Raw genomic sequence first — 12,445 nt, 5'->3', positions numbered from 1 at the left:
GTTTACGGCTGACGTTTCTGTAACGGTTGCGGCGCCGAAGTCGATTGCAATGTGAACGTTATGGGTCCGGGGCAGGTCTCGTGGGCGTGCCTGTGCAAAGACCTGGCAAAATCGCTGTCCGCGGGTTCTGTGCGGGAACGGCGTCCCCGGGCGGGGTCCGTCGAGTGGATGCGGGTCGGGGATCCGTCGAGTAGATGGTTGAAGTGGGGTAGCGGTGACGAAGTTTCGGATGTTTGTCGCGGTCGCTGTCGCGTCCGTTGTGGCGCTGGGGGCGTCCGGCTGTACGGTCCCGTCGAGCGGTGAGGCGTCGGCCGCGCCTGCCATCGACGTCAACCCTGTTGCCGAACTGATCAAGCCGAAGTTGACGTCCGCCGTGCCCGACGGTGCCATCGGGCACTCGCCGAGCGACCCGGTGGAGGTGCGGGTCCAGGACGGCAAACTCGCGAACGTCACTCTCGTCGACGTATCGGGCGTCGCGGTGCCCGGCGCGATCAGCCCCGACGGGCGCTCCTGGGTGAACACTGCCCCGCTCGCCTACGACGGCAACTATCGCCTGCAGGCCGAGGCGTTCGGTCTGGGCGGCTCGGGCACTCTCGTGTCGAATTTCGCGACCAGTTCGCCCGGCAACCTGACCCAGCCGTACATCCTTCCGTCCGAGGGCGACATCGTCGGGATCGGGCAGCCCGTCGCCGTGCAGTTCGACGAGAACATCCCGGACCGTGCCGCCGCGCAGGATGCCATCACCATCACCACCAACCCGCCCGTCGACGGAGCCTTCTACTGGGTCAACAACCGTGAGGTCCGGTGGCGGCCCGAGCACTACTGGGCGCCCGGGACCACGGTCACCGTCGCTGTCAACGTCTTCGGCCGCGACCTCGGCAACGGGCTGTTCGGTCAGGTGAACGAGCGGTCCGAGTTCCGGATCGGCGACGCTCTCGTGGCGACGGCCGACGACAGCACCAAGCAGGTCACCTTCGAGCGCAACGGTCAGGTCGTCATGACCATGCCGACGTCCATGGGTAAGGACAGCACTCCGACCGACAACGGCGTCTACATCATCGGCGACCGCTTCGATCACCTGGTGATGGACTCCTCGACGTACGGGGTGCCCGTCAACTCGCCACAGGGCTATCGAACCGAGGTCGACTGGGCGACCCGAATGTCCTACAGCGGCATCTTCTTCCACTCGGCGCCGTGGTCGGTGGGGCAACAGGGGTACTCGAACACCAGCCACGGCTGCCTCAACCTGAGCCCCGCCAACGCGAAGTGGGTGTACGACAACACCAAGCGCGGCGACATCGTCGTCGTGAAGAACACGGTCGGCGGGACGCTGTCCGGTGTCGACGGGCTCGGCGACTGGAACATTCCGTGGGAGACGTGGAAGGCAGGCAACGCGGCCGTCTGATCGGCGGTACGACAAAGGGGCCTCGCAGCGGGATGTCCGGCTGCGAGGCCCCTTTCGTGCTTGCCAGGGTCAGATCATGGAGCGGTGGATGCCCTGAGGCTCGCCACCGAGCTGCGTGAGAGCGGAAGCGTGGAAGATCGAGCCGGGCACATGGATCGCGTGCGAGAGGCCGGCGTGCGCGTCACGCCAGAACCGCTGCAGCGGCGTCTTCATCTGCAGCGCACCACCGCCGGAACGGGCGAAGATCTCGTCGACGGCCCGCACCGCCCGCCACGCCGCCGCGGTCTGCGTGCGACGACCGATGGCACGCTGCTCGAAGGTGACCTCCTTGCCGGCGTCGGTGATGTCCCAGAAGCGGTCGACGGTCTCGAGCATTGCCGCACGCGAGGCTGCGATCTCCGCGGCGGCGTCACCGATCGCGAACAGCACGTACGGGTCTTCCTTGATCGGCACACCGGTCACCGCGACGCGGTTCTTCTGCGCCGCGATGTGGCACGCGAGGGCGCCTTCGGCGATACCGATCAGCGACGAGGTGATGCCGAGCGGGAAGATGCACGAGAACGGGAAGTTGTAGAGCGTCTCGGAGCGGCCGGCGATCTTCGGGGCGGTCCCGTCGTACACGGTGGCCGAGTCGATCGTCCGGTGCTCCGGCAGGAACGCGTTCTTGACGATGAGGTCCTTGCTGCCGGTACCACGCAGGCCGACGACGTCCCAGCTGTCCTGGTCGATCTCGTAGTCGCTGCGCGGGAGCAGCACGTGCAGGATCTTCGGCGGCATCTGCGGCTTGCCGCTCTGATCGCCGACCAGCGCACCGATCATCACCCACTGGCAGTGGTCGGTACCGGAGGAGAACGACCAGCGGCCGTTGAGGATGTAGCCGCCGTCGGTGGGGACCGCGACACCCATCGGTGCGTACGGCGACGCCATCCAGGTGTCCTGGTCCTGGCCCCAGACCTCGTCCTGTGCCTTCGGGTCGAAGAACGCCAGCTCCCACGGGTGCACACCGACAATGCCGCTGACCCAGCCGGTCGCGCCGTCCATCGCGCCGATCGCCATCGCCGTCTCGGCGAATTCACGCGGGTGAACCTCGAGTCCGCCGTGCTCCTTCGGCTGGAGCATCCGGATCGCGCCGGCCTCCTTGAGCCGCTTGGCATTGGCGTCGGTCAGGCGCATCAGCTTGTCGCCCTCGACGCCGTCGGCGCGGATCTCGTCCGCGTACTGCTCGATCCGATCCAGTACCTGCCCCATGGCTTCCCTCATCTCTGGTTGTGATCCGACTCCGGTCACACGTTTCGACGCGCTGGTCCCAGACTAGAACATGTTCCAGTTTCTAGGAGAGCCAATTCGGACCGATTGGTCGTGTCGCGGTTGCCGCCCGACGCGTCGATGTCCCCGACGCGGGGTTCTGAGCTGCATGGTTGCGAATACGGTCCGGTCGAGTGATTCGGGACACCCGCCGCCGAGGGAGGGGGCGCATGGTGTGGGAACGAGTTCTAGTTGGTGGTCGATCGACCACACAACCCGGAAAACGAGAAAGGCCCCGACCGGAGTCGGGGCCTTTCTTCGGGTGACCGACGGGACTCGAACCCGCGACAGCCAGGATCACAACCTGGTGCTCTACCAACTGAACTACGGTCACCATCGCTTCCCACGCGCCGCCCCTTCGGGCCGTGCGTCAGCAGCGTGGACGATACTAGCGTGACTGGAGGAGATAACGCCAATCGGTGTCTACTCGGCGACCAGATCCTTGACGACCGCGGCAATATCGCTGGTAGAGGGTCCGGGCTCGGCGACGAATGCGGTACGCCGGTAGTACTGCAGTTCTCGGATCGACTCCTTGATGTCGGCGAGCGCTCGGTGCGCGAGACCCTTCTCGGGCTGACCGAAGTAGATCCGCGGGTACCAGCGCCTGCACAGTTCCTTGATCGAGGAGACGTCGATCATCCGGTAGTGCAGGTACTCGTCGAGCTCCGGCATGTCGCGGGCGAGGAAGCCGCGGTCGGTGGCGATCGAGTTGCCGCACAGCGGAGCGGTGCCCGGCGTCGGGATGTGCTCGCGGATGTAGTCGAGGACCAGGCGCTGCGCTTCCTCCATCGTGACGGTCGAGGCGCGCACCTCCTCCGTCAGTCCCGACTTCGCGTGCATCTCCTGCACGACGTCGGGCATGTCGGCCAGAGCCGCGTCGTCGGCGTGGATGACGATGTCCACGCCCTCGCCGAGGATGTTCAGTTCGCTGTCGGTGACCAGCGCGGCCACCTCGATCAGCTTGTCGGAGCCGAGCCGCAGCCCGGTCATTTCGCAATCGATCCACACAAGTTTGTCCTGCACGAGGTTCCACAGTAGCCAGCGCTCACTCGGTTAGGGTTCGCGGTGGAGTCGAAATGGTGGTCGGGAACCGCTGCCGCGGCCCTGGCGTCGGGCGTTTCGCATCGAGGGAGGCACGAATGTCGGTTGATCCTGGATCGGATGCGGCGGAGCTGGCAGACAAGGCTGCCGCGGCGAGGGCTGCGGCGCAGGAGGCGGCTCGCATCGCCGAGGAGGCCGCTCGGGCGGCCGAGGAAGCCGCTGCCGCTGCCGCTGCCGCTGAGGCGACCACGCCGCCTGCGGGGTCGGCATCGCCTGCCGCGCAGGAGATCGCCGCCGGCTACGCCTTCACGGGCGGCGCGCTGGAGTTGGGCACGGTGATCGTCGACGGCATCGTGGACTCGTCGGCTCGTGTCCGGATTCCGCTGGCGACGTTGAACAGGCACGGGCTCGTCGCGGGCGCCACGGGAACAGGAAAGACGAAGACGCTGCAGGGAATCTGCGAGCAGTTGTCCGCGGCGGGCGTGCCGGTCGTGATGGCCGACGTCAAGGGCGACGTGTCCGGCTTGTCGGCGCCGGGCGAGGCGAGCGAGAAGATGGCAGCGCGCGCACGGGAGACGGGAATCACGGACTGGGCGCCGGCCGCGTTTCCCGCCGAGTTCGTCTCACTCGGCACCGAGGGCATCGGGGTGCCGATTCGGGCAACGATCACCAGCTTCGGTCCGATCCTGCTCAGTAAGGTGTTGGGGCTCAACGCCACCCAGGAATCGACGCTGGGGCTGATCTTCCACTGGGCCGACACGCAGGGACTCGCGCTGCTCGACCTCAAGGATCTGCGGTCGGTCATCACGCACCTGACGTCGGACGAGGGCAAGGCCGACCTCAAGGGCATCGGGGGCGTGTCGTCCGCGACCGCGGGCGTCATCTTGCGGGCGCTCGTCAACCTCGAAGCGGACGGCGGCGACACCTTCTTCGGTGAACCGGAATTCGACACCGCGGACCTGCTGCGCGTCGCGGCGGACGGACGCGGTGTGGTGACGCTGTTCGAGCTGGGAGCACAGGCGTCGCGGCCGGTGATGTTCTCGACATTCCTGATGTGGGTGCTCGCGGACCTGTTCCAGACGCTGCCCGAGGTCGGCGACGTCGACAAGCCGAAGCTGGTCTTCGTGTTCGACGAGGCCCACCTGCTCTTCGCGGACGCGTCGAAGGCGTTCCTCCAGCAGGTCGAACAGACCGTGAAACTGATCCGGTCCAAGGGCGTCGGCGTCTTCTTCTGCACGCAGTTGCCCACGGACGTGCCGAATGCGGTCCTTTCGCAACTGGGCGCGCGGATCCAGCACGCACTGCGCGCCTTCACTCCGGACGACCAGAAGGCGCTGAACAAGACGGTTCGCACGTACCCGAAGACCGAGCACTACGACCTGGAGAAGGCGCTCACCTCGCTCGGGACCGGTGAGGCGATCGTGACGGTGCTGTCGGAGAAGGGCGCTCCGACACCGGTCGCGTGGGCGAAGATTCCGCCGCCGCGGTCGCTGATGGACACGATCGGTGAGGACGCGATCAGGGCGGCAGCGACGGCGAGTGCGCTGCACGGGAAGTACGGCGCGACCGTGGACCGGGACTCGGCGTACGAGATGCTCACGGCACGACTCGCGCCTCCCTCGGCCCCGGACCTTCCGGATCTGCCGCCCGCACTGCCGGACCTGCCCGACCTCCCGCCGCCCGCACCGGACGAGCCGACCGCGGTAGAGAAGATCATGCAGAACTCCGCGGTCAAGAGCTTCCTGCGGTCGGCGGCAACGGTGGCGGGCCGGGAGATCTCCCGTTCGATCTTCGGTACGGGGCGCAAGAGACGCTGACGGGCTCGTGCGCCTTTCCGGTGAACGCGCACCACCGGAAAGGCGCACAGCGCGTCAGCGCAGCAGGCGGGGGACGACCTTGCCGGTGGCGTTGCGGGGCAGTTCGTCCAGGAACGTAACGTCGCGCGGGACGCAGAACCGGGCCAGGTGACTTCGGACGTGGTCGCGGACGCTGTCGACCGTCAGTGCGGCGCCGTCCTCGTCGTCGGTGCGGACCACCCACGCGGCGAGTCGGGACGCGAACTCCGCGTCGTCGACCCCGATGACCGCGACTTCGAGGACGCCGGAAAGCTCGGACAGCAGGTTCTCGACCTCGCGGGGATAGACGTTCTCGCCGCCCGAGACGATCATGTCGTCGCTGCGACCGTCGAGGAACAGCAGGCCCGTGTCGTCGAAGTGGCCGACGTCGCCGGTCGACATCATCCCGTCGACGACCTCCTTCTCGCTGCCGCTGCGCGTGTAGCCCTCGAAGAGCATCCCGTTGCCGACGAAGACGCGTCCGACGGTGCCCGCCGGAACAGGGTTTCCGTCGTCGTCGAGGATCTTGACGACCGTGCCGAGCGGGGGCCTGCCCGCCGTGGTCGGGTGAACGCGCAGCTCGGCGGGCTGCGCGATCGACGCCCAGCTGACCTCGGTCGACCCGTAGAAGTTGTAGAGGACGTCGCCGAACGCGTCGAACGTCTTGTGGACGACTCCGGTGGGGATCGCGGATCCGCTTGCCGCGATGACGCGCAGCGACGACAGGTCGACATCGCGTTCGTCCTTGGGGAGATCGGTGATGCGCTGCAGCATCGTCGGCACCAGCCACAGTGTGTCGGCACCGTGGCGCGCAACGGATTCGACGGTGGCGGCGGGGTCGAAGCGGCGGTTGAGGATCAGCGTGGAGCGCAACGCGAGTGCGATCTGGATGCCTGCCAGGGCCCACGTGTGGAAGATCGGCGACGCGACGACGGTGGTTCCGCGGCTGCGCAGCGGCAGCCGCGACAGGACGGCGGCCGCGGGCATCCAGCTGCGCGGCTCCGGCCGGGACGCGCCCTTCGGGGTGCCCGTCGTTCCGGAGGTGAGGACGATCAGGCGCCCGCGCCGGGGCCGACGCGCGAGCACGAGACTGCGGCCCCCGCGCCCGTCCTCGACGAGGCCGTCGACGCGGGCCCAGCCTGCCGCGTCGGCGCCGCCGCCGGTGGGATCGTTCGGATCGTCGAACACCGCGACCCGCAGGTCGGAGTCGGGGAGCAGCGGCGTGAACTCGGGATCGACGAGGAGCCAGTCGATCTTCTGCTCGGCGAGGATCTCCGCGAGTTGCGGCGCGGGAGCGCCGGTGTTGAGGAGGACGAGGTCGGTGCCGAGCCTGCTGGAGGCCCCCATCGCGGTGAGGAACCCGCGGTGGTTGCGGGCCAGGACGCCGATGCGTCCGCGTTCGCGTAGCCCGCGGTCGTACAGGGCGATCGCGAGCGCTTCGGCGTCGGCGTCGAGGTCGCGGTAGGTGACCGGGCCCCATTCGTCGATCACGGCGATGCGGTCGCCGTCGCGGCGGGCGGCGACGGCGAGCAGACCGCCTGCGGTGAAGTCCCATTGGAACCAGGCGGTGGCGACGCCGGTGAGTGCGCGCGGTCCGAGCGGTCCGACGATCCCGGCCCTGGTGATCGGAACGAGGCCCTTGATCAGGTCGGTTGCTACGGAAATACGCGGCATGCGGGTGGTCCTCCTGGCTGTGAGCGGCGACACGGACAACTTACTTGCCGGTAAGGACGCACGCCAGGGGGACGACTCAGACGCCGACCTCGCGGCCCATCAGGTCGGCGACGGTCTCGCGACGAATCAGTTCGCGAGCCGCACCGTCGGCGACCGCGACGACAGGTGGGCGGCCGACCGCGTTGTACGGCGACGCCATGCTGTGGTGGTAGGCGCCGGTCACCGGCACCGCGAGCACGTCGCCGGGGCGCACGTCCCTCGGTAGCGGAACGTCGACCGCGAGTTCGTCGCCGGCCTCGCAGTGCCGACCCGCGACGGTCACCCTCTCGAGCGGGGCGATCGAGTGACGGCTGGCGAGGGCGACGCTGTACCGCGCGCCGTACAGGGCGATCCGGGGGTTGTCGCTCATGCCGCCGTCGACTCCCACGAACACCCGCTCACCGGAGATCCGCTTGACGCTTGCGACGCGGTAGAGCGTGACCCCGGCGCGCCCGACGATCGCCCGCCCCGGCTCGAGGGTGATCCGGGGACGGGGGAACCGGTGTCGGGCGCAGGCGTCGTCCAGGCCGTCCTCGATCGCCGTTGCCAGTGCGGTCGGGTCGAGGCAGGCATCGCCTGTCAGATACGGGATGCCGTGGCCGCCACCGATGTTCAGTTCGGTGAGGATCGTGCCGCGGTCGTGCCGGATGTCTGCCATCGCAGCGATGATCCGGTCGATCGCCGTTGCGAAGTGGGTCGGGTCGGTGATCTGCGAGCCGAGGTGGCAATGCAGGCCGATCAGGTTCAGGCGCGGCTGCGAGAGGATGCGCGCAGCCGCGTCCGCGGCATGTCCGTGGGCGAGGGGGACACCGAACTTCTGATCGGCCACCCCGGTCGTGACCGCGCGGTGGGTGCGAGCGTCGACCTCGGGTGTCACCCGCAGGAGAACGTTCTGACGGTGGGCGCAGGACGCCGCCAGCATCGGGATCTCGGTGGGGGAGTCGATCACGATCCGCCCCACGCCTGCCGCGCGGGCAGCCGTCAGGTCGGCGTACGTCTTGACGTTGCCGTGCAGGATGATTCGGCGTGGGTCGACCCCTGCGGACAGCGCGACGGCGAGCTCGCCCGCCGAGCAGACGTCGAGCGACAGCCCTTCGTCTGCGACCCAGGTCGCGACCGCCCGGGTCAGCAGCGCCTTGCCCGCGTACGCGATCTCGGCTTCCGGGAAGAGCTCGCGGTAGGTGCGGCAGCGGTGCCGGACGTCGCGTTCGTCGAGCACGTAGGTCGGCGTGCCGAACTGGTCGGCGACGTCCGCCAGTGCCACGCCGCCGACGGTGATCCGGCCGAGTTCGTCGACGTGGGTGGTCGTCGGCCACAGGGCCGGGTCCAGCCGCGGAATCATCGCCGCGCGCAGCGAGGGCAAGATGTCGAGCAGGGTCACGGTGGTCTCCTGAAGGTGGATTACACCTTCCGGAGTACTCGTCGCCCGACGCCGTGTCCGCGTCCCTGACGGGGTCTTGACGCGGCCCGGTTCAGGATTGACGCGTGCCAGACGTGCGCGCTGTTCCTAGCCGCCCAGCTTCTTGTAGAACGTCCCGACGATCGGGGCGATGACGGCGCGGGGGCTGTAGCCACCGGCGACGGACATGCCCTTGCTCAGGATGCCGGGGACGATGCGCATCTTGTTGTTCGCCAACCCGTCCAACGACAGCTTCGCGGTGTACTCGCTGGAGATCCACAGGAAGTCCGGGACGAGCTTGTCGACGATCGACGCCTCGGCGGGGTCGGGGACCTCGGTGCGCACGGGGCCCGGGGCGAGCAGCGTGACGTGTACTCCCGACCCCTTCAACTCGCCGCGCAGCGATTCGGAGAAGGTGTTCACGAACGCCTTCGTTGCCGCGTAGGTGGCGTTGTTGGGGATCGGCATGTTGCCTGCCGCGGACCCCACCATGAGGATGCCACCGGAGTCGCGCGCGATCATGCCGGGCAGGACCGCGAGCGTGAGATCGTGCACCGCAACGGAGTTCAGCTCCACCTGCGCGCGCTCGTACGAGGGGTCGAGTTCGGAGACGGGACCGAACGTCGCGATCCCGGCGTTGTTGCAGAGGATCGAGATCTCGCGTGCAGCCAGTTCCTCGACGAGCGGTGCCCGCTTGTCCCGGTCGGACAGGTCGACGGCGCGCACCTCGACGGTGACGCCGTGCGCCGCGGACAGCTTCTCGGCCAGCGCGTCGAGCAGGTCCTCGCGGCGGGCGACGAGAATCAGCGAGTGACCGCGAGCGGCGAGTTCGGTGGCGAGCGCCTCTCCGATTCCGGAGGAGGCGCCGGTGACGACGGCGCGGGCATCGGGGGTGGGGGTAGGCAGGCTCACGGCGTTCAGGCTAAGCGCTGCGCGCTCGTGCGCGGTGTGGGGGTCCCTGCACCCGTGGAACCGCGCACGAGCGGCGGAGCTGCCTAGAGGACGGCCGCGAGGCGGGTGCCCTGCTCGATGGCGCGCTTCGCGTCCAACTCGCCTGCGACGTCGGCGCCGCCGATCACGTGCACCGCGACACCCGCGTCCGTCAGCCCGGCTTCGAGGTCGCGCACCGACTCCTGGCCGGCACAGATCACGACGGTGTCGACGGCGATGGTCCGCGGGCGCTCGCGCTTCTCGCCGAAGGTGATGTGCAGGCCGTCGTCGTCGATGCGCTCGTAGTTGACTCCCGAGATCTGCTCGACGCCCTTCTTCTTCAGCGCTGCCCGGTGCACCCACCCTGAGGTCTTGCCGAGCCCGGCTCCGATGGGCGTCGTCTTGCGCTGCAGCAGGTACACCTGCCGCGGCGACGGGGTGATCACCGGTTCGGTCAACGCGCCGGGCGCGGACTCGTCCTCGGTGACGCCCCACTCCCGGTTCCATTCGGCCAGGTCGAGGGCGGGCGAGTGGTCGTGGGTGAGGAACTCGGAGACGTCGACGCCGATGCCTCCCGCGCCGATCACCGCGACCCGCTCGCCTGCGGGTCGGCCGTCGCGGACGAGTTCGGCGTAGGACAGAACGCTCGGATGGTCGACGCCGGGGATCGCGGGGACCCGCGGCGTGACGCCCGTCGCGAGGACGACCTCGTCGTAGCCGCCGTCGACGAGGGTCTGCGCATCCACCCGGGTGTTCAGGTGCACCTTCACGCCCGCGGTTTCGAGGCTGCGGGTGAAGTATCGGATGGTCTCGGCGAACTCCTCCTTGCCGGGGATCCGGCGGGCGATGGCGAACTGGCCGCCGATCTCGCTGCCTCCCTCGAAGAGGTTCACCTCGTGTCCACGCTGGGCGAGGTTCAGCGCGGCGGACAATCCGGCCGGTCCGGCGCCGACGACGGCGATCGACTTGCGCCGGCGGGTGGGGGAGAGCACCAGTTCGGTTTCGCGTCCCGCCCGCGGGTTGAGCAGGCAGGAGACGTGCTTGTTGGCGAACGCGTGGTCCAGGCAGGCCTGGTTGCAGGCGATGCAGGTGTTGATCTCGTCGCTGCGATCGGCGGCGGCCTTGGCGACCCACTCGGGGTCGGCCAGCAGCGGCCGGGCCGCCGAAATCAGTTGCGCGTCACCGCGGGAGAGGATCTCCTCGGCCGTCTCGGGCATGTTGATCCGGTTCGACGCGCACACCGGGATGCTCACCTCGCGGGCGAGGCGTTCGGTGAACGAGGCGAATGCGGCGCGGGGCACCGAGGTGACGATGGTGGGGACGCGCGCCTCGTGCCAGCCGATGTCCGTGTTCAGGATGGTGGTGCCCGCGGCTTCGAGTTCGCGTGCCAGGTCGACGATCTCGGACCAGGTCTGGCCCTTCTCGACGAGATCGGCCATCGACAGCCGGAACAGGATGATGAAGTTCTCGCCGACAGCGGCGCGGGTGCGGCGCACGATCTCCACCGCGATCCGCCGACGGTTCTCGGCAGAGCCGCCCCACTCGTCGGTGCGCTTGTTGGTGCGCTCGGCGAGGAACTGGTTGAGGAAGTAGCCCTCGCCACCCATGATCTCGACGCCGTCGTAGCCGGCTTCCTGCGCGAGTCGGGCACAGCGGACGTAGTCGTCGATGGTGGATTCGATCCCGCGGCGCGTCAGTGCGCGCGGCCGGAACGGGTTGATCGGTGCCTTGATCGACGACGCCGACACGCTGAGCGGCTGGTACGAGTAGCGGCCCGCGTGCAGGATCTGCAGCGCGATCTTGCCGCCCTCCGCGTGCACGGCGTCGGTGATCTCGCGGTGCCGGGACGCCTGCTTGCGGGTGATCAGGTCCGCCCCGAGCGGCAGCAGCCACCCGGTGCGGTTCGGCGCGTAGCCGCCGGTGACGATCAACCCGACACCGCCGCGGGCGCGCTCGGCGAAGTACGCGGCGAGTTTGGGCACGTCCTTGGTGCGGTCCTCGAGACCGGTGTGCATCGAGCCCATCACCACGCGGTTACGCAGGGAGGTGAACCCGAGGTCGAGGGGGGACATCAGATGCGGATACGGATTGTTCACTCGCGCATGCCTTTCCGGTTGGGCGCTGCCGACGGGGGCTGTCCGTGCGGCAGTGTGGGTTGCAGGGCTACAGGGCGTCGAGGACCTCTTGGCACCACTCGCTGAACCCCTCCTCGACGCGGATGCCGCCGCGGAGGACGAGGTACTGGTGCAGGTCGGGTCCGGACAGTCGGTCGGGCGCGGGAAAGTCCCGCTTCTCGATCAGGCGATAGACCTCGAGGCGTCCGGCGTGGGCGTCGCGATGGCGGGCCACTTCGGCGCGGAGGGCATCCAGGTCGCCGTAGGCGGCGGCGCGGATCTTCACGGCGAGCTCGTTGCGCAGATGTCCGGCGTCGGTGGGTTCGGCGATCCATCGGGCGAGCTCGGCTCGCCCGGCGTCGGAGACCCGGTAAACCCGCTTGTCGGGCCTGCCCTGCTGGCCGATGGTCTCGCCGGAGATCCAGCCGGACTCGTCCATCCGCTTGAGGACGCGGTAGATCTGCTGGTGGCTGGCGCTCCAGAAGAACCCGATCGAGCGGTCGAAGCGTCGGGCCAGCTCGTACCCGGAGCCGGACTGTTCCGAGAGCGAGACGAGCAGTGCGTGTTCGAGGGCCACGAGGTCAGTCTCGACGAGTCCGGACCAATATGCAATTCGGTGCATATTCTCCTGTGTGCATAGTGGTACGGCCGACACCGGACCCGCGAACCGTTCGCGCACCACCTGTCCTGGCCTAGGCTCGCG

Annotated in this window: 9 protein-coding genes and 1 tRNA gene; 2 read left to right on the top strand and 8 right to left on the bottom strand. The window is 68.6% G+C overall.

Going from position 1 to position 12,445, the window contains the following annotated elements; genetic code table 11:
* Window positions 1-229 precede the first annotated feature (229 nt).
* The gene (locus FFS72_RS18395) at window positions 230-1,405 is read left to right on the top strand and encodes a L,D-transpeptidase (RefSeq protein WP_137875310.1); all 1,176 of its coding nucleotides are present in this window, start codon (window positions 230-232) and stop codon (window positions 1,403-1,405) included.
* Between the two features lie 69 nt (window positions 1,406-1,474).
* Here FFS72_RS18395 and FFS72_RS18390 read toward each other — a convergent pair whose 3' ends face one another.
* The 3 genes from FFS72_RS18390 to orn form a co-directional block, all read right to left on the bottom strand.
* Complete coding sequence (locus tag FFS72_RS18390) at window positions 1,475-2,653, bottom strand: acyl-CoA dehydrogenase family protein (protein WP_137875275.1); 1,179 nt, start codon at window positions 2,651-2,653, stop codon at window positions 1,475-1,477.
* A gap of 318 nt (window positions 2,654-2,971) precedes the next feature.
* Window positions 2,972-3,044, bottom strand: a tRNA-His gene (locus FFS72_RS18385).
* An 89-nt stretch (window positions 3,045-3,133) separates the two neighbouring features.
* Complete coding sequence (gene orn / locus FFS72_RS18380; protein ID WP_137875274.1) at window positions 3,134-3,733, bottom strand: oligoribonuclease; 600 nt, start codon at window positions 3,731-3,733, stop codon at window positions 3,134-3,136.
* Window positions 3,734-3,849: 116 nt separating this feature from the next.
* Here orn and FFS72_RS18375 point away from each other — a divergent pair, with 116 nt between their 5' ends.
* Window positions 3,850-5,568 carry a helicase HerA-like domain-containing protein gene (locus tag FFS72_RS18375; RefSeq protein ID WP_137875273.1) on the top strand — a complete coding sequence of 573 codons (1,719 nt, stop codon included), beginning with the start codon at window positions 3,850-3,852 and terminating at the stop codon, window positions 5,566-5,568.
* A 54-nt stretch (window positions 5,569-5,622) separates the two neighbouring features.
* Here the strand turns inward: FFS72_RS18375 and FFS72_RS18370 are convergent, their stop codons facing one another.
* From FFS72_RS18370 to FFS72_RS18350, 5 genes are all read right to left on the bottom strand, one after another.
* Window positions 5,623-7,260 carry an AMP-binding protein gene (locus tag FFS72_RS18370; RefSeq protein ID WP_137875272.1) on the bottom strand — a complete coding sequence of 546 codons (1,638 nt, stop codon included), beginning with the start codon at window positions 7,258-7,260 and terminating at the stop codon, window positions 5,623-5,625.
* 76 nt (window positions 7,261-7,336) lie between these two features.
* A complete protein-coding gene (gene lysA, locus FFS72_RS18365) occupies window positions 7,337-8,680 on the bottom strand; it encodes a diaminopimelate decarboxylase (protein WP_137875271.1) in 1,344 nt (447 codons plus the stop codon).
* A 126-nt stretch (window positions 8,681-8,806) separates the two neighbouring features.
* On the bottom strand, window positions 8,807-9,610 hold the full coding sequence (cmrA, locus tag FFS72_RS18360) for a mycolate reductase (protein WP_137875270.1): 804 nt from the start codon (window positions 9,608-9,610) through the stop codon (window positions 8,807-8,809).
* Window positions 9,611-9,693: 83 nt separating this feature from the next.
* Window positions 9,694-11,700, bottom strand: coding sequence for an NADPH-dependent 2,4-dienoyl-CoA reductase (locus FFS72_RS18355; protein ID WP_171018735.1), 2,007 nt, complete (start codon window positions 11,698-11,700; stop codon window positions 9,694-9,696).
* 91 nt (window positions 11,701-11,791) lie between these two features.
* Complete coding sequence (locus tag FFS72_RS18350; protein WP_137875268.1) at window positions 11,792-12,319, bottom strand: PadR family transcriptional regulator; 528 nt, start codon at window positions 12,317-12,319, stop codon at window positions 11,792-11,794.
* Between the last annotated feature and the right edge of the window lie 126 nt (window positions 12,320-12,445).

This window comes from Rhodococcus sp. Q, from assembly GCF_005503035.1.
GTDB lineage: Bacteria > Actinomycetota > Actinomycetes > Mycobacteriales > Mycobacteriaceae > Rhodococcus_G.
The sequence above is the reverse complement of the archived record's forward strand: the minus strand, read 5'-3'. Positions and strand labels throughout refer to the sequence as shown.